This window comes from uncultured Sphingomonas sp. (genome assembly GCF_936927845.1).
In the GTDB taxonomy this organism is placed as follows: Bacteria; Pseudomonadota; Alphaproteobacteria; order Sphingomonadales; family Sphingomonadaceae; genus Sphingomonas.
Map to the genome: position 1 here is coordinate 61,194 of NZ_CAKZHV010000057.1, position 15,833 is coordinate 77,026.

16 protein-coding genes are annotated in these 15,833 nt (G+C 67.6%); 6 read left to right on the forward strand and 10 right to left on the reverse strand.

Annotated features, from left to right (window positions below):
* Window positions 1-26: 26 nt before the first annotated feature.
* From Q0579_RS08085 to Q0579_RS08095, 3 genes are all read right to left on the reverse strand, one after another.
* Window positions 27-1,442 carry a PepSY domain-containing protein gene (locus Q0579_RS08085; RefSeq protein WP_298810980.1) on the reverse strand — a complete coding sequence of 472 codons (1,416 nt, stop codon included), beginning with the start codon at window positions 1,440-1,442 and terminating at the stop codon, window positions 27-29.
* Between the two features lie 8 nt (window positions 1,443-1,450).
* Entirely contained in the window at window positions 1,451-3,643 is a 2,193-nt protein-coding gene (locus tag Q0579_RS08090) for a TonB-dependent receptor (protein ID WP_298810982.1), read from the reverse strand.
* A gap of 84 nt (window positions 3,644-3,727) precedes the next feature.
* Complete coding sequence (locus Q0579_RS08095; RefSeq protein ID WP_298811416.1) at window positions 3,728-4,189, reverse strand: hypothetical protein; 462 nt, start codon at window positions 4,187-4,189, stop codon at window positions 3,728-3,730.
* 197 nt (window positions 4,190-4,386) lie between these two features.
* Between Q0579_RS08095 and Q0579_RS08100 the strand changes: the two genes are divergently transcribed.
* A complete protein-coding gene (locus Q0579_RS08100; protein WP_298810985.1) occupies window positions 4,387-6,657 on the forward strand; it encodes an MHYT domain-containing protein in 2,271 nt (756 codons plus the stop codon).
* Window positions 6,658-6,670: 13 nt separating this feature from the next.
* Here the strand turns inward: Q0579_RS08100 and Q0579_RS08105 are convergent, their stop codons facing one another.
* Window positions 6,671-7,120, reverse strand: coding sequence for a (deoxy)nucleoside triphosphate pyrophosphohydrolase (locus tag Q0579_RS08105; RefSeq protein WP_298810987.1), 450 nt, complete (start codon window positions 7,118-7,120; stop codon window positions 6,671-6,673).
* A gap of 18 nt (window positions 7,121-7,138) precedes the next feature.
* Between Q0579_RS08105 and Q0579_RS08110 the strand changes: the two genes are divergently transcribed.
* Together Q0579_RS08110 and Q0579_RS08115 are read left to right on the forward strand one after the other, a co-directional pair.
* Entirely contained in the window at window positions 7,139-7,348 is a 210-nt protein-coding gene (locus Q0579_RS08110) for a Flp family type IVb pilin (protein ID WP_298810989.1), read from the forward strand.
* A 122-nt stretch (window positions 7,349-7,470) separates the two neighbouring features.
* Window positions 7,471-7,647 (forward strand): Flp family type IVb pilin, encoded by a 177-nt coding sequence (locus Q0579_RS08115; RefSeq protein WP_298810992.1) that lies wholly within the window; start codon window positions 7,471-7,473, stop codon window positions 7,645-7,647.
* Window positions 7,648-7,711: 64 nt separating this feature from the next.
* On the opposite strand, the gene Q0579_RS08120 is transcribed toward Q0579_RS08115, so the two are convergent.
* Genes Q0579_RS08120 through Q0579_RS08135 form a run of 4 tightly spaced genes read right to left on the reverse strand, consistent with a single transcriptional unit; the run spans window position 7,712 to window position 11,514 of the window.
* Window positions 7,712-8,662, reverse strand: a complete 951-nt coding sequence (locus Q0579_RS08120; RefSeq protein WP_298810995.1) for an acetyl-CoA carboxylase carboxyltransferase subunit alpha — start codon at window positions 8,660-8,662, stop codon at window positions 7,712-7,714.
* Between the two features lie 9 nt (window positions 8,663-8,671).
* Window positions 8,672-9,589, reverse strand: coding sequence for a tyrosine recombinase (locus Q0579_RS08125; protein WP_298811419.1), 918 nt, complete (start codon window positions 9,587-9,589; stop codon window positions 8,672-8,674).
* 25 nt (window positions 9,590-9,614) lie between these two features.
* Window positions 9,615-11,390 carry a hypothetical protein gene (locus tag Q0579_RS08130; RefSeq protein WP_298810997.1) on the reverse strand — a complete coding sequence of 592 codons (1,776 nt, stop codon included), beginning with the start codon at window positions 11,388-11,390 and terminating at the stop codon, window positions 9,615-9,617.
* Window positions 11,380-11,514, reverse strand: coding sequence for a hypothetical protein (locus Q0579_RS08135; protein ID WP_298810999.1), 135 nt, complete (start codon window positions 11,512-11,514; stop codon window positions 11,380-11,382). The genes Q0579_RS08130 and Q0579_RS08135 overlap by 11 nt, the downstream gene beginning before the upstream one ends.
* 85 nt (window positions 11,515-11,599) lie before the next feature.
* Here Q0579_RS08135 and Q0579_RS08140 point away from each other — a divergent pair, with 85 nt between their 5' ends.
* Genes Q0579_RS08140 through Q0579_RS08150 form a run of 3 tightly spaced genes read left to right on the forward strand, consistent with a single transcriptional unit; the run spans window position 11,600 to window position 14,118 of the window.
* The gene (locus tag Q0579_RS08140; protein ID WP_298811002.1) at window positions 11,600-12,139 is read left to right on the forward strand and encodes a shikimate kinase; all 540 of its coding nucleotides are present in this window, start codon (window positions 11,600-11,602) and stop codon (window positions 12,137-12,139) included.
* Entirely contained in the window at window positions 12,136-13,236 is a 1,101-nt protein-coding gene (aroB, locus tag Q0579_RS08145; RefSeq protein WP_298811006.1) for a 3-dehydroquinate synthase, read from the forward strand. Before Q0579_RS08140 ends, aroB begins: the two co-directional genes overlap by 4 nt.
* A 60-nt stretch (window positions 13,237-13,296) precedes the next feature.
* Window positions 13,297-14,118 (forward strand): alpha/beta hydrolase, encoded by an 822-nt coding sequence (locus tag Q0579_RS08150; protein ID WP_298811008.1) that lies wholly within the window; start codon window positions 13,297-13,299, stop codon window positions 14,116-14,118.
* 43 nt (window positions 14,119-14,161) lie between these two features.
* On the opposite strand, the gene Q0579_RS08155 is transcribed toward Q0579_RS08150, so the two are convergent.
* The gene (locus Q0579_RS08155) at window positions 14,162-14,404 is read right to left on the reverse strand and encodes a septum formation initiator family protein (protein ID WP_298811011.1); all 243 of its coding nucleotides are present in this window, start codon (window positions 14,402-14,404) and stop codon (window positions 14,162-14,164) included.
* A 115-nt stretch (window positions 14,405-14,519) separates the two neighbouring features.
* The gene (gene eno / locus Q0579_RS08160) at window positions 14,520-15,800 is read right to left on the reverse strand and encodes a phosphopyruvate hydratase (RefSeq protein ID WP_298811014.1); all 1,281 of its coding nucleotides are present in this window, start codon (window positions 15,798-15,800) and stop codon (window positions 14,520-14,522) included.
* Window positions 15,801-15,833: the final 33 nt, after the last annotated feature.

Here is a 15,833-nt window from a genome sequence, read left to right on the forward strand (position 1 = left end):
GCAAGGACGGCGGTTCCCGATGTGGTTCACGCCACCGCGTAGCGATGGGCGGGGCGAAGGCGGACGAGCAGCCAGTCGAGGGCGGCGATGAGCAGCAACGATGCGCCAAACAGCGGCAGCACCAATCCGCCGACCACCAGCGCAACGATCAGGCCGCGCGCGCGCGCACCCGTGATCGGCGGCGGCGCACCGACCGAGCCGTGCGGCCGGCGTTTCCACCACATCGCGACACCGCTGACCGCCAGCACCCAGATCGCCACGCACGGCAGCAGCATCAGCAACTGATTGAGCCGCCCGAAGTAATTGCCCATGTGCAACTGCACGCCGAGTTCGATCGCGCGTCCGACGATGCCGTAATCGGCGAAGCGCACCTCCGGTCCGATCTGGCGCAGGCTGTAGCGATCGACGTAGATCGTGCGCTGCCCCTGCGGGCGATCGGGATAGGTGACCGCGGTATAGACGCCGTCGGGACCGTTCGGCAGGTAGAGCCAATAGTTGCGTGACAGGCCACGCGCAGCAAGCAGCTGCACCACGCGGTCGACGCCCGCGATCGCCGCGGCATCCTGGGTCGCCGGGGGCATCTCGTGTCCGGCGTGACCGGCGTGCTCGTCGACCGCCACGGGGCTGGCCGACCGCGGCATCGGCGCTGCCTCCAGCGTCCAGGGGACCTGCCCGAGCGCTGCCTTCATCGTGACGCTGTGCGGCGCGTTATGCGTGCGAAACGACGCTGGGTAGCCGACGCCGGCTGCCGCGCTCGCGCGTTGCAGCAGATCGCCGCTGATGCCGGCCCAGGGTAGCCCGGTCACGATCAGGAAGCCGATCAGCGCCGCGCTCCACGCGCCAACAGGGCCGTGCAATGCGCGCCAGAACCGTCGCCCGCGCACGTCGAAACGCGGCCAGAACACACCCGCGGCGCGCCAGCGTGTGGCACCCTGCCCGCGCGGCCACCAGAGGATCGTGCCGGTCACGAGCAGGACCAGCGCCCAACAGGCCTCGAGCTCGACCAAGCGGTCGCCCAGCGTGCCGATCATCAGCTTGCCGTGCAGGTCGTTGGCGATGCCGACCAGCGTGCGTTCGTACACCAGACTGCCGAGCACCCGGCCGCTTCCTGGGTCGACGTGGACGCGCAGCGGCGCGCCGACATGCGGCGCGACATAGACCACCGCCGCGCGCGTGCCGGTCGCGGGCAAATCGACGCGGGAGACGGCGCCGGGGTGCGCCGCCAGCGCAGCACCGATCATGCGCGAAACCGGAACGTCGCTGGCGTGCGGCGCGACCAACCGCAGGTCGGGGTAGATCAGGTCGTTCAGCCCATCGTTGAATAGGTAGATCGCGCCCGTCACACTGAGCATCAGCAGAAACGGCGCGACGATCAGCCCGGCCCAGAAATGCCAGCGCCAGACGGTGCGGTGGAACGCGGCGATGCGCCTGTTGTGTTGCATGGCGTTCCTCACAGGCGCGACGCCAACGCGATCTCGAACGACCGCGGCGCACCGATATAGACGTTGGTGGTCGGATAACCCGAATATTCACCGTAGAAGGCGTTCAACAGGTTGCGCCCGCGCGCGGTGACCGTGACGCCGGGCGCGACCGGCAGCGACACGCTGGCATCGACCACGACATGTCCGGCGACACGGATGGTATTGGCGGTGTCGGTGTAGAAGGCGCTGGCGTGGCGCACGAACGCGCCCAGCGTCAGCCGGTCCGCGACCGTGTACAGCGCGGACGCGTTCACCGTCGCCGCGGGCACGTTGATCGGGCGATTGCCGCGGCGGCTGACCGTCTGGCCTGCCACCACTTCGTTCAACGCATCGTAGCGCGCATCGGTGTAGGATGCGCCGCCCGACAGGCGCAGCGGTTTGATCGGCGTCACCGCGGCGACGAGCTCGACGCCCTGCGACGACTGCCGCCCGCCCTGTACTGCAATCGTGGGGTTGACGGGGTCGCGCGTGATGATGTTGCGCTGTTCGATCCGATAGGCCGCCCCGGTCAGGCTGGCGCGTCCGCCCCATCCGCTCGCCTTGAAGCCGGCTTCGATGGCGCGTCCGTCGGTGAGCTTGAAGCGGCTGTTGGCGACCGAAGCGAGCAGGATCGACGACACCGGCGACACGGCGGTGGTATATTGCGCGTAGAGCGTCACGCCGGGCAGCGCATCCCACGTCGTTCCCGCGCGCCACGACACCGGATCGAAGCGGGGATCGTTGCGGTCGATTGCGCCGCTCGCATTCTGGATCGTCGCGCGGTCGAGCGCCAGATGGTCCCAGCGCACGCCGCCGACCAGCAGCCATTTAGGGGTGAGATTGAGCGCATCCTCGGCGAAGAGCGAGCCCTGCTTGAGCTTGGACACGAACGTCACGTTGCCGCTCGTGAAGATACCGGCTGCCGTCGGCCGCGCGAGTACGGCGGGCGCGCGAACGTCCACCGCCGGCAACACGCCCGCGGGTGCCTGCTGACGCAGGCTGGTGAAATCGGTGTCGTTATATTCGGCACCCAGGCTGAAGCGATTGCGCAACCCGGCGATCGGACCCTCGTGCCCCACCACGCCGCGAACGTTCCAGAATTGATGATCGTGGCGGAAATCCTGATAGCTCTGGCGAAAACTGCCGTTCGGAAATCCCGCGCCGGGCGCCACGAACGTCTGCGTGTCGGCGAGCAGAAAAGCACGTTTGGCGGTGTAGCCGGTCAGGTCGAGCGCAGCGGTCCAGCCGCTGCCGATGGCCCAGTCGATGCGCGAGCGCAGCGTCGTCTCGTTCGCGCCCGAATAGGCCCCCAGCGGATTGTAGTTGCGCCGGCGCAGCGCGCGATCAGCGACCAGCCCGGTCGTGCTTTCCACCGCGTCGCTGGGCCGCAGCGCATAACGCGCGGGGATCAGCGGCAATCCCTGATAGGTTGCGTCGTAACGATCCTCGAAATGATCAACGGCGACCAGCACCGTGACATTAGCGTCCGGCCGCCACAACGCGCTCGCGGTCAGCCCGGCGGAGAAGGTGTCGTTGTTGTCGACGTCGTACAGGCTGTCCGATCGCTGGTAGCTCGCGTCGGCGCGGATCGCCACGTCGCTCGCGATCGGCAGGTTGACGCCCGCCGCGGCGAAGACCGTGTCGAAACTGCCGACCGAGATCAGACTGTCGAGGTGCCGTTCGCCCAGCACCGGCTTGCGCGTCACCTTGTTGATGACACCGGCGAGCGCACCCTCGCCGTAGAGCACCGACGCCGGTCCCTTCAGCACCTCGACGCGGTCATAATGCCAATTGTTGCTGTCACGCTGGACGACCGTCGACGCGGACACCCGGACGCCGTCCTGCAGGATGGACACGGTATTGCCCGCGAACCCGCGCAACGACACGACCGCCGGGTTGCCCGGCACGTTGCCCGCGACCGCACCGACCACGTCGTTGAACGTCTCGCGCGCGGTGCGAAGACCGCGGACCTGGAGATCGTCCTGGGTCAGCACCTCGACGCTCGCGGGCGTTTCCCTGATCGTGAGTGGTAGTCGGCTGCTGCCCGACGCTCTTTGATCGAGCTTGAGCGGATCGCGCGTGCCCTCGACGACGATGTCGCCGTCGCGGGTCTGGGCCGCGGCGAACGCAGGCGGATACAGGCACGGCACGGCCGCACCGGCGAGAAAAAGATATCGGAACATGGAATACCTTTGACCAACGCGCGCGGCGAGAACCCTTGCGTCGGGATGCTGGACAAGCGCCACGCGAACGCGGCACGGATCAGGTCAAAGGAAGGCGGGCGGGCCTCTCAGCGGCGGGCGTGTTCGTGCCGGTTCAGAGAGACGCGGCAACACCAAACCCGTGATCGCCGTCGCGACGATGAACGCGATGAACGCGGCGAGCAGGATCGGGTCGGTGGCGGCGAGCGTCGCCGCCGAGAGCGCGGTAAACACGCACGGCATTTCCGCCTTGCCGTGGTTTCCCGTCTTGCCATGATCGCCAGGCATGCGGTGATCGTTATCGTGATGCATCGCCATGAACATACCGGCGTGCGGGATCGGAGTGGCTTCGGCTGGTGACCGCGTCGAAGGCATCGGCTCCGCCTGGGGACACAGCGTGATCGCAGGCCAGCCGGCGACGTTACTCACCATGTAACCGCCGGGCACCAGCACCTTCATCAGCAGCGCCGCGGCGCAGATCAGCACCGCGAATTGGCGTTGCGCGACGAGGCGGCGGATAGACTCCACGCGCGGCAACTAGCCGCAACCGGTTCACCTGTCAGCAAGCATGACCCACGCCTTGATACAGGTTCGGTAATTATAATCCCCCGCGGCTTCTTTCATCGACGAGCGGGTGTTCGCACATCACGCCTGCGACAGTGCGCCGGTCTTTTCTTTCCCGCGACCGCCGCATAATCAGGTAAGGACGAGAAAGGAGGACGTGATTGGCCGGCGCTGGCACCCATGACGCGACGTTGGTGCTGCTCTCGATCGCGATTGCCGTCTTTGCATCCTATTCGGCGCTCGACCTTGCCGGTCGGATGCGCGCGGCGCACGGCTGGGCGCGGGCTGCCTGGTTGTGTACCGCCGCGCTCGCGATGGGGGGCGGCATCTGGGCGATGCACTTCGTCGCCATGCTCGCCTTCAGCATGCCCGGCATGGAGGTGCATTACAGCCTGGGACTGACCTTGCTGTCGGTCGTGGTGGCGATCGGATCGACCGGCGTCGCCTTCGCGCTCGTGTCTGGTCGCGACGTGGTGTGGCGGCAATTGCTACCCGCAGGCCTGCTCATGGGGCTCGGCGTGGTCGGCATGCACTATATCGGCATGGCGGCGATGCAGATGCCGGCGACGATCAGCTATGACCGATGGTGGCTGAGCATCTCGATCTTCATCGCGATCGGCGCGGCGACGGTTGCGTTGTGGCTCGCGGGACGCAATGCCAATCGACTGCTGCGCGCGGGTGCCGCATCCGCGATGGGTGCCGCGATCGCCGGAATGCATTTCGCAGGAATGCGTGCGGCACGCTTCACCGCGCTCGACTCCGCGATGGCACCCGATCGCGCCAGCTTGGGACAGACCGCGCTGGCACTGGCGGTCGCGGGCGCGGCGTTCGTGATCCTGTTGCTGTCACTCGTCGCTGCAAACGTCGACCGACGATTGGCGGCGGCCGCGCTTCGTGAAGCCGACGCGCTGCGTGAGAGCGAGGAACGTTTTCGTGCGCTATACCTGCGCACACCGCTGCCGTTGTTCTCGCTCGATCGCGACGGACGGCTCGAGCAGGTCAGCAACAATTGGCTCGACCTGTTCGGCTTCACGCGCGACGAGGTGATCGGCCGTCCATTGCGCGATTTCCTCGCCCCCGACAGCGCACTGGAATTCACGACACGTGACTGGCCATTGCTCGTAGCCCGCGACGTGCTGGAGGAATGCGACTACCGCGCGATGACCAAGAACGGTGACGTGCGTGACGTGATCGTCTCCGCCCGCGTCGAGCGCGACTCGCGTGGCGGCTTCAGGCACGTGCTCGGCGGATTGACCGACGTTACCGCACGGCACGAGGCGGAGAAGGCGTTGCAGCAGGCGCAGAAGAGCGAATTGCTCGGCCATCTGACCGGCGGCGTCGCGCACGATTTCAACAACCTGCTCGCGGTCATCATCGGCAATCTCGATCTGCTGCGCACGCGCCCGCTCGACGCCAAGGCCGAGCGGTTCCTGAATGGCGCCACGCAGGGTGCGCAGCGCGGTGCCGCGCTGACCCAGCGGCTGCTCGCCTTCGCACGCAAGCAGGACCTGCGCCCGCGCGCGGTCGACGTGGCCGAGTTGGTCGCGGGGATGGACGATCTCCTGCGTCGCTCGCTCGGCCCGTCGATGAACATCTCCACCGACTTTCCCGACATCATGCCGCCCGCGCACGTCGATGCGCACCAACTGGAACTTGCGCTGCTCAACCTGGCGGTTAACGCGCGCGATGCGATGCCGGACGGCGGTGATCTGCGGATCGAGGGCGCGACCGAGCATCTCGCGCCCGAAAACCGGGCCGATCTGCCTGCCGGCAGCTACGTGCGCCTTACCATGATCGACCGCGGGCACGGCATGGACGCCGCGACACTCGCGCGCGCGACCGACCCCTTCTTCACGACCAAGCCCGCGGGCAAGGGCACCGGCCTCGGCCTCTCGATGGTGCACGGGCTCGCCGCGCAATCGGGCGGACGGTTGCTGATCCGCAGCCAGCCCGGCGCGGGCACGTCGATCGATCTGTTGCTGCCCGCAACCGTGCGCAGCCGCGCCGCAGGCACGTCCGGCCCAAAGTCGATCGGCGATCGATTGCCGGCGCAGCCGCGCCGCGTGCTGCTGGTCGAGGACGATCCACTGGTGAGGCAGAATATCGCCGCCATGCTCGACGAGATCGGTCACCACGTCACCATCGCCTGTTCGGGCGAGGAGGCACTCGAACAGCTCGCGCGTGACCAGTTGATCGACATGGTGGTGACCGACCAGTTGATGCCCGGCATGCTCGGCACGCAGTTGATCCGCCGCATCCACCACGGCGCGCCGACCATGCCGGTGCTGATCGTCAGCGGCTATGCCGAGTTCACCGCCGCGGAGGCCGCCATCTATCCGGTGCTGGGCAAGCCCTTTACCCGGGCCGAGCTGGCCCAGGCGGTCGATCAGGTGATGGAGCGCTCTCCGCTCGGTATCGCCGCCTCCGCCTGATCTGCCGACCGGTTCAGATCGGGCCGCCGCGCGCGATCAGCGCCTCCAGCAGTGGTTGATCGAGCGGCGGCATCGGCAAGCGGCGCAAGTTGGAAGGCTTGTCCCAGCACAAGGCAGCGGCGTCGAGCGCGGTGACGCGACCGCGCCAGTGGCAACAGGTAAACAGCAACAGGATCATGGGCCGATCAGATCGATGGTCGACCGCGAAGCTGAACGGGGTCAGGTCGGCAACATCGACCTCGATCCCTAGTTCTTCCCGCAATTCGCGTACCAACGCGCGCTCGGGCGTTTCCCCGCGCTCGACCTTGCCACCGGGAAACTCCCACAGGTCCGCATGCGCCTTGCCCGGGGGTCGACGTTGCATCAGCACATGGCCGTCATGGTCGATCAGCGCGGCCGCCACGACGACCAGCAATGATGTATGCGTACCCGCATCGAGCTTGGACAAATCGTTAACGCTCACCTGCTAGTTCCTCCCAACATGACGAGACGCCGGCGCTCCGCCCATCGGATCGCGTGCTTCGCACGCGCACTCCTCCGCTCGCAGCGGGGCAGCAGCGCCGTCGAATATGGCTTCATCCTGGCGCTGATCGTCCTTGCCAGCTTCGCCGCCCTGTCACAGCTCGCCGACGTGACCCAGACGATGTGGAGCGACATTCGTGTTCGCGTAACCAACGCCTCGCAGGGCTGATGATTATTTGCCGGGCTTAAACATTTCTCAACCGCCCAGGCCGTATCCGCTTCCTTGCTGGCTACCGAGCTTCGGAAAACCAGCCGGGTAACTGAAGTTTCGAATAGCCACTGGAGATCGACATGCAGCAGATTCGCGCATTCCTGAAGAACAGCAAGGGCGCCACCGCGATCGAGTACGGCCTGATCGCCGCGCTGATCGCCGTCGCCGCCATCACCGCGATGCAGACGCTGGGCACCCAGCTGTCGACCACGTTCAAGAAGACCTCGGACACGATGAAGACGACCGCTCCGAAATAGCGGATCACGTCTGATCGAATGGGGCGGCGAAACACGGTTTCGCCGCCTTTTTCGTCGTGGTCGATTAAGCGACGCGCCCCATCGCGAGAAACTTCGCGCGACGCGCCTGGCGCAGCGCCGCCGCATCGAGCGGTACCAGATCGCCCAGCGCCTGCTCGATCCCGTCGCCCAGATTGGCGATCGCCTTGGCCGGATCACGGTGCGCGCCGCCCAGCGGCTCGGGCACGATCGTGTCCGCGACGCCCAGCGCGTGCAGATCCTGCGCGGTCACCTTCATCGCTTCGGCCGCATCAGCCGCCTTGTCGGCGGTGCGCCACAGGATGGAGGCGCAGCCCTCGGGCGATATGACGGAATAGACCGCGTGCTCAAACATCAGCACCTTGTTGCCGCTCGCCAATGCCACGGCGCCGCCGGAGCCGCCCTCGCCCACGATCGCGGACACGAGCGGAACGCCGAGTGACAGGCACGTTTCGGTCGAGCGCGCGATCGCCTCGGCCTGGCCGCGTTCCTCGGCCTGGATGCCTGGAAACGCACCGGAGGTGTCGACCAGCGTGACCACCGGCAGCCCGAAGCGATCGGCGAGTTCCATCAGGCGGATCGCCTTGCGATAGCCCTCGGGCTTGCCCATGCCGAAATTGTGCCGCAGCCGCGTCGCGGTATCGTCGCCCTTTTCATGGCCCAGAACCATGACACGGCGCCCGCGGAAGGTGGCGAAGCCGCCGAGGATCGCCTGATCATCGCCGAACGCGCGGTCGCCGGCGAGCGGCATGAACTCGCTGAACAATCCGGCCACGTAATCCTTGAAGTGCGGCCGTTCGGGATGGCGTGCGACCTGCGTCTTCTGCCACGGCGTCAGCTTGGCGAACGTGTCCTTGAGCAGCTTGTCGGACTTGGCCTGCAGCCGCGACACCTCGGCGGCGATGTCGACCCCGCCCTCGGCACCAGTGTCGCGCAGTTCGTCGATACGCGACTGGAGTTCGGCGATCGGCTTCTCGAAATCGAGGAATTTGAGCATCGCGCGCGGTTAGGACGCGCGCGCGCCAGCGTCAACGAGTGCCTCGCGCAAGGGGTGCCGCTCGTTGACCAGCTCGACCAGCCTGCGCCGGTCGACGTGGGTATAGATCTCGGTGGTCGCGATGTCGGCGTGGCCGAGCATCGATTGAAGCGCGCGCAGGTCCGCGCCGCCTTCGAGCAAATGCGTCGCGAAGGCGTGACGCAGCACGTGCGGGCTGATGCGATCGGGCGCGATCCCCGCGTCGGCGGCGATCGATCGCACGATCTGAAACAGGCGGACGCGCGACAAATGCGTCTTGCCCGAGGGGAACAGGTATTGCTGATCGGCGGGCACGTGCGCGCGCCACGCCGCCACGGCGGCACGCGCGCGATCGGACAAGGGCACCAGCCGTTCGCGCCCGCCCTTGCCTTTCAGGATCAGGAATGGCCGGTCACCCTGCACCGCGTGGCGCGGCAGGCTGACCAGCTCGCTCGCGCGCAGACCCGAGCCGTAGAGCAGCTCGAGCAGCGCCGACAGGCGCAGGTCGGGTGAAAGCGGGGGATCGCGCTCCAGCCGCGCCGCGACCGTGGCGAACAGCCGATCGACGTCCTCGTGCGACAGCGTGCGAGGCAGACCTCGGTCGGCACCCGGCCGCGGCAGCGCCGACGAGGGATCGTCGGCACGGTCGCCCTCCTCGACCAGAAAAGCGAAGAACCGGCGCAGCGCGGCTGCCTTGCGCGCGACGGTGGCACGCGACAGCTCGACCCATGTCGCCGATAGGTGCTGCAACGCCTGCGGATCGGCGACGCTCAACGCACCGTTCAACGCTTCCGAGGCGAGCCGCAGGTCGGTTCGGTAGGCGGCGAGCGTGTTGCGCGCCGCGCCCGCCTGCGCCGCCATCATCTCGAGAAATCGCTCGATCGCGTCGCGGTCGCTCGGTTGCGGCATCGGCAGCGCCCCGGTCACCCGCGCCTCACAAACGGGTTAGCGCTTCGACCGCGATCATACGTGCTTCACCCGTCAGCCCGACCGCGCGCAGCGCGCCGATGATACGGTACAAGGCCGCCGGCGGAACGCCCGCCCAGTCGCCCGTCTGCATACCGACCGCGGCGAGCAGCAGCACCGTGCCCGACTGGCCTTCCGCCGCAGCGCGATCGAGCGCGCGGGTCCAGGCGTTCGCCGCGCCGATGCGGACGTCGAGCGACTGCGCGGCACTCTCGACGTCGCTCGCGCTCATCCGGCCGAGCCCCGCCATCCCGGCGAAGAACATCTGCTTCTTGCGCGCGGCATTCGTGCCGGTCGGCGCATAATCATCGACGCTGCCCCAACCGCTGCCGCTACGGTCGGGATCGGCGAGCTGCAGCATCGCCCAGGCATCGCTGCCCCCCGGCACATGCCCTTGCCAGCGCATCGCGGTGCGATCGAGCCCGGCGGAAAGCATCGATGCGATCAGCCGCTCGGGCCGTTCAACGCCGTCGAACACGGTCAAGCGTCCCGCCGCGCGCGCGGTCAGGATCAGCCGGGCGTAGCGTAGATCGGGGGCCGCAGCGCCGTCCCACAACGCCGCCATCGCCTTCAACCGCGTCGCGCGATCGGCGCCGACGTACGCGTCCTGTAGATCGTTGGCGGTCTGCGCGAGCGATGCCGGCGCTTCCTCCAGCTCGCGCGAGGCGGCGAAGAGGTCGACCAGTGCTGCGTTGGAGAGAATGCCCATCGCCGCGGCGCGCTCGGCCGGAACGGCACGATCACCGAGCGGGATCGCGGGGGCGAGCGCGCGCCAGCCGGTCACCTGCGGGCCGACGGTGGCATAAAGCGTATCGGGGATCGTCACGCCGGTGGCGGTAGCGAGGCCAAAGCGCCACGCGGTCAGCTGCGACACCGGATCCCATTCGATCGTGATCGCCTGGCGGCTGTCTGCCCCGGCACCGATCACCTTTTGCGCGAGTTGCAGGTCAACTCCGCTCGCGACACGACGGCGGCGCAGGCTCTGGATCAGCGGCCGCGTCGGCTCGCCAGTCAGCCCCGCACACATCGCCTGCGCAACCGTCCAGCCGCGCTCGCTGGAGGCAATGCGCGGCAATGGCGCCAGCGTGCACAGTCCCGCCGGGTCGGCATTGGCGAGTGCGGCCTGCATCCACACCTGCGCGAGCTTCGGCGTGACGTTGCGCGTATCAACCGACTGCGCGACCGCGCGCGCCGCCACCGCCTCGCCCATGCGCAGCAGCAGCCACGCGCGCTCGGCAGCGAAATCGGCGCCGTCGACCCCCGCGGGCGTATCGAGGCGTGACGCGAGCGACCGGCGGAGCGCGATCGACAGCCAGCGCGAGGGAAGCGGTGCGGACAATCGCCGCATCAGTATCTCAAGATAGCGACCGTCGGCACGCCCGAAGGCGTCGGCTGCGACACCTCCCTCACCCGCACCGATCGGACCGACCTGCGCCAGTGAGCGGCGCGCGAACGCCGGCATCTCGTACAGCGCGAGTTGCGCCGCGTCGGGCGTCGGAGAAGGTGATGGCGTCGGGCTGGGCAGCACGAGCGGCGGCAGCGCGGGGAGCGGCCCCGCGCTGGTCGATGCGCGCGGCGCTGCCGTCGTGTCGCTCGTCGCCGCGGGCGCAGGGGTCGGTGCAGGCGCGGGTGCGGGCGTTTGTCCGAACCCCGGCGGCAGCAGTGATTCGGGTCGTTCCTGCGCCAGCGCGGTGGCCGCGACCGCTGCCGCCGCGACCCCGATCAGCAGGTGCTTAATTGGCAAGGTTGCCGAGCTCGACCGGCTTCTCGATCTGCGTCAGCGGCCGCTCGGTTGCGCGCCCCGCGAAGAAGAACAAGGCGCCCACGATCAGGACGATCAGCACCACGAGCGAGACGATCAAACGCATATCGGGACCTTAGCATGAACGGATCACATCACCGAGCGCTAGGTCTGGCGCCGGCGTCGAAGTGCGCTGTATAGCCCGCCTCACCATGTTGCATAGCCCGCCCGTGACGCCCGCCTGGACGGGGCAACCGATCGTGCTGGTCGGGTTGATGGGGGTGGGCAAGTCAACAGTCGGGCGCCGGCTGGCCAACCGGCTGAAGCTGCCGTTCGTCGATGCCGACCACGAGATCGAACACGCCGCGGGGATGACGATCACCGACATCTTCGATCGGTTCGGTGAGGCATATTTTCGCGATGGCGAGCGCCGCGTCATCGCGCGATTGATCGACGGCAACCCGAAGGTGATCGCGACCGGCGGCGGCGCGTTCATCAACGACAAGACGCGCGCGCTGATCCTGTCCGACGCGCTGTCGATCTGGCTCGACGCGCCCGTTGAGGTGCTGGTCGACCGCGTGCGCCGACGCGACACGCGTCCGCTGCTGCGCGGGCGCGACGCCGGCGCGGTGCTGCGCGAGCTCGCCGCAGCGCGCACGCCGTTCTACAGCCTCGCGCACCTACGCGTGGTGAGCGCCGACGCGCCGCACGAAAACACCGTCCGCGCGATCCTGGAGGCAATTGGTCGATGAAGGTGGTTCCGGTCGCGCTCGGCGCGCGCAGCTACGAGGTGCGGATCGCGAGCGGGCTGCTGGCGCGTGCGGGGGACGAACTCGCGCCGCTGGTGGGGACGCGACCGGTCGTGATCGTCGCGGACGAGCATGTCGCCCCGCACCTGACGACGCTGCGGCAATCGTTGCGCGCCGCCGGCATCGGCGCGCGCGAGGTCGTGCTTCCCTCGGGGGAGGGCACCAAGAGCTGGGCGGTGCTGGAACGATTGTGCGACGCACTGCTCGAGTTCGGGGTCGAGCGGCAGGACCATGTGATCGCGCTCGGCGGCGGCGTGATCGGCGATCTGGTCGGGTTCGCGACCGCGATCCTGAAACGCGGGTGTCGCTTCGTGCAGGTGCCGACCACGCTCCTCGCGCAGGTCGACAGCTCGGTGGGCGGGAAAACCGGGATCAACGCGCGCGCGGGCAAGAACCTGGTCGGCGCGTTCCACCAGCCGAGCGTCGTGCTCATCGACCCCGACGTGCTCGACACATTGCCCCTGCGGCAGGTTCGCGCGGGTTATGCCGAGGTCGTCAAATACGGGCTGATCGACGACGCCGATTTCTTCGCCTGGTGCGAGAGGAACGGTGCGGCGCTGCTCGCGGGGGATGCGGAAGCGCGCGCATACGCGATCGCGCACGCGGTGGCGGCAAAGGCGCGGATCGTCGCGGAGGACGAGTTCGAGACGACGGGGCGGCGCGCGCTGCTGAATTTGGGGCATACGTTCGGCCACGCGCTGGAGGCGGAGGCGGGTTTCTCCGATCGCCTGCTTCACGGCGAGGCCGTGGCCGCAGGATGCGGGCTCGCATTCGATTTCTCGGCCACGATCGGGCTGTGCACACGCGCCGATGCCGATCGCGTCGCTGAACACTGGCGCGACAGCGGGCTGCCCGAGGGTCTGGCGGCATCTCACATCGCGGCGCCCGCATCGCGATTGGTCGAACACATGCGCCACGACAAGAAGATGGCATCGGGCACCCTGCCCTTCCTGCTGGCGCGCGGGATCGGGCAGACCTTCCTCGACAAGACCGTCTCGCTCGACCGAATCGAGCACTTCCTCGCGAGCGAGGCGCGCTGACAGGAACAGGCGTGCTTGCCCTACGTTAACCCGGCTCAACAACGGGCTGGAGCAACCCGCATGCCTTACGTGAAAACCCGTGATGGTACAGACATCTACGTCAAGGATTGGGGATCTGGCCGCCCGATCGTCCTGATCCACGGCTGGCCGCTGTCGTCGGACAGTTGGGACCCGCAGATGATGGCACTGGCGGATGCGGGCTTCCGCGTCATCGCTTATGACCGCCGCGGTTTCGGTCGATCGAGCCAGCCCTGGTCTGGCTATGACTATGATACGCTGACCGACGATCTTGCCGACGTGCTGAAGGCGGCGGGCGCGGAAAGCGACGTCAGCCTCGTCGGCTTCTCGATGGGCGGCGGCGAAGTCGCGCGCTACATGAGCCGGCACGACGGCCGCGGTGTCGTCTCCGCCGGGCTGATTTCCTCGGTCGTGCCGTACATGCTTAAGACCGACGACAATCCCGACGGTACGCCCGAGGAGAAGTTGCAGGAGATCGCGGACGGCATCAAGAAGGATCGCCCCGCCTTTTTCCAGTCCTTCTTCAAGGACTTCTTCGGTGAAGGCTATCTCACCAGCCCGGTCAGCAGCGCGACGATCGACTGGGCGTGGCGGCTGGCGATGCAGGCCGGGTTGAAACCGACACTCGCCTGCGCCGAGAGCTTTGGTCACACCGATTTCCACCCCGACCTGCCCGCCTTTCGCGTGCCGACGCTGGTGCTTCACGGCACGTCGGACAAGACGGTGCCGATCGACGCCGCCGGGCGCGCGGCGGCGGCGTCGATCGCGAACAGCCAGTTGGTCGAATATGACGGTGCGCCACACGGACTATTCGCGACCGAGGGCGATCGGTTGACGCAGGATCTGTTGACCTTCCTGCGCTGAGCTGTTCACCGGAACGGAGCCGTGCAACGCAGCTCCGTTCCGGTCATTTCATCGGAACGATGACCTCGTCGGGATGCGCGACGTTCAATTCCTTGCGCACCAGTTCGTCGACCAGATCGGGATTGGCATGCCGCGGGTCGAGCAGCGCGACCCGGTTGCGCAACATCGTCCGACGCTCGTCTAGCTGCTGATACTGTCGTTCGTGCGCCGCGATCTGTTGCTTATATTCGCCTAGCGCGAAGATGCCGTTCGATCCCGTCACCGCATAGGCACCGAAGAACGCCATCACGGATAGCGCCGCTGCCGGCACCGCGGCGCGTCGGAGGATCAGAAGCGGAGGTGTCGGCTTGCGGCGCATCGACGCGGAAAATCGCGCAGATACGCCGCCGTGGCAAGACCGTTCAGCGCGTGCGCAGCACGTCGCGGCCCGCGTAATGCGCGACCTTGTCCAGCTCCTCCTCGATGCGGATCAGCTGGTTGTACTTGGCGAGCCGGTCGGAGCGCGCGAGGCTGCCGGTCTTGATCTGCCCGCAATTGGTCGCGACCGCCAGGTCGGCGATCGTCGCATCCTCAGTCTCACCCGAGCGGTGGCTCATCACCGCGGTATAGCCCGCACGCTCGGCGACGCGGATCGCCTCCAGCGTCTCCGACAGCGTGCCGATCTGGTTGACCTTGACCAGCAACGAATTTGCCAGGCCCTGCTTGATCCCGTCGCGCAGCCGCTTCGGATTGGTGACGAACAGGTCGTCGCCGACCAGCTGCACCTTGCCGCCGACCGCGTCGGTCAGCGCCTTCCAGCCCTCGAAGTCGTCCTCGGCCATGCCGTCCTCGATCGACAGGATCGGGTAGCGCGCGACGAGGTCGGCCAGATATTCGGCCATCGCGCCGGGTTCGAGCGTCAGATTCTCACCCGAAATGACGTATTTGCCGCCCTTGAAGAACTCGGTCGCGGCGCAATCGAGCGCGAGCATCACGTCGTCGCCAGGCGTATAACCCGCCTTCTCGATGCTCGCCATGATGAAGTCGAGCGCGTCGGTCGTGCTGGCGAGGTTGGGCGCGAAGCCGCCCTCGTCGCCCACCGCGGTCGCCAGGCCCTTGTCGTGCAGGCCCTTCTTCAACGTGTGGAAGATTTCCGACCCGCAGCGCACCGCTTCGCTGAGCGACGGTGCGCCGACCGGCATGATCATGAATTCCTGAAAGTCGATCGGATTGTCGGCATGCTCGCCGCCGTTGATGATGTTCATCATCGGTACCGGCAGGACGTGCGCGGCGACGCCACCGACGTAGCGGTAGAGCGGCAGCCCGCGCGCGTCCGCGGCCGCCTTCGCGACTGCGAGGCTGACGCCGAGGATCGCGTTGGCACCCAGGCGGCCCTTGTTCTCGCTGCCGTCCAGTTCGATCATCGCGTGGTCGATTTCGAGCTGGTCCTCGGCGTCCATGCCGACGATCTCGCCCGCGATCTCCTCGTTGACCGCTTCCACGGCCTGGTCGACGCCCTTGCCACCCCATTTCGCCTTGTCGCCGTCGCGCCGCTCGACCGCCTCATGCGCGCCGGTCGAGGCGCCGGAGGGAACGGCGGCGCGGCCGAAGCTGCCGTCCTCCAGCAGCACATCGACCTCCACCGTCGGATTGCCGCGGCTGTCCACGATCTGGCGTGCGTGAATGTCGATGATTGCGGTCACGTAACGATCCCCCTAGCTGTTCGGGCAAGCATG

Excerpts from the sequence above, each read along its gene's own strand:
- aroB (WP_298811006.1), top strand. The coding sequence starts at position 12,136 with ATGAAGGTGGTTCCGGTCGCGCTCGGCGCGCGCAGCTACGAGGTGCGG.
- Q0579_RS08110 (WP_298810989.1), top strand. The coding sequence starts at position 7,139 with ATGACGAGACGCCGGCGCTCCGCCCATCGGATCGCGTGCTTCGCACGC.
- Q0579_RS08115 (WP_298810992.1), top strand. The coding sequence starts at position 7,471 with ATGCAGCAGATTCGCGCATTCCTGAAGAACAGCAAGGGCGCCACCGCG.
- Q0579_RS08120 (WP_298810995.1), bottom strand. The coding sequence starts at position 8,662 with ATGCTCAAATTCCTCGATTTCGAGAAGCCGATCGCCGAACTCCAGTCG.
- Q0579_RS08155 (WP_298811011.1), bottom strand. The coding sequence starts at position 14,404 with ATGGCGTTCTTCGGTGCCTATGCGGTGACGGGATCGAACGGCATCTTC.
- Q0579_RS08125 (WP_298811419.1), bottom strand. The coding sequence starts at position 9,589 with ATGCCGCAACCGAGCGACCGCGACGCGATCGAGCGATTTCTCGAGATG.
- Q0579_RS08140 (WP_298811002.1), top strand. The coding sequence starts at position 11,600 with ATGTTGCATAGCCCGCCCGTGACGCCCGCCTGGACGGGGCAACCGATC.
- Q0579_RS08150 (WP_298811008.1), top strand. The coding sequence starts at position 13,297 with ATGCCTTACGTGAAAACCCGTGATGGTACAGACATCTACGTCAAGGAT.
- Q0579_RS08085 (WP_298810980.1), bottom strand. The coding sequence starts at position 1,442 with ATGCAACACAACAGGCGCATCGCCGCGTTCCACCGCACCGTCTGGCGC.
- Q0579_RS08090 (WP_298810982.1), bottom strand. The coding sequence starts at position 3,643 with ATGTTCCGATATCTTTTTCTCGCCGGTGCGGCCGTGCCGTGCCTGTAT.
- Q0579_RS08135 (WP_298810999.1), bottom strand. The coding sequence starts at position 11,514 with ATGCGTTTGATCGTCTCGCTCGTGGTGCTGATCGTCCTGATCGTGGGC.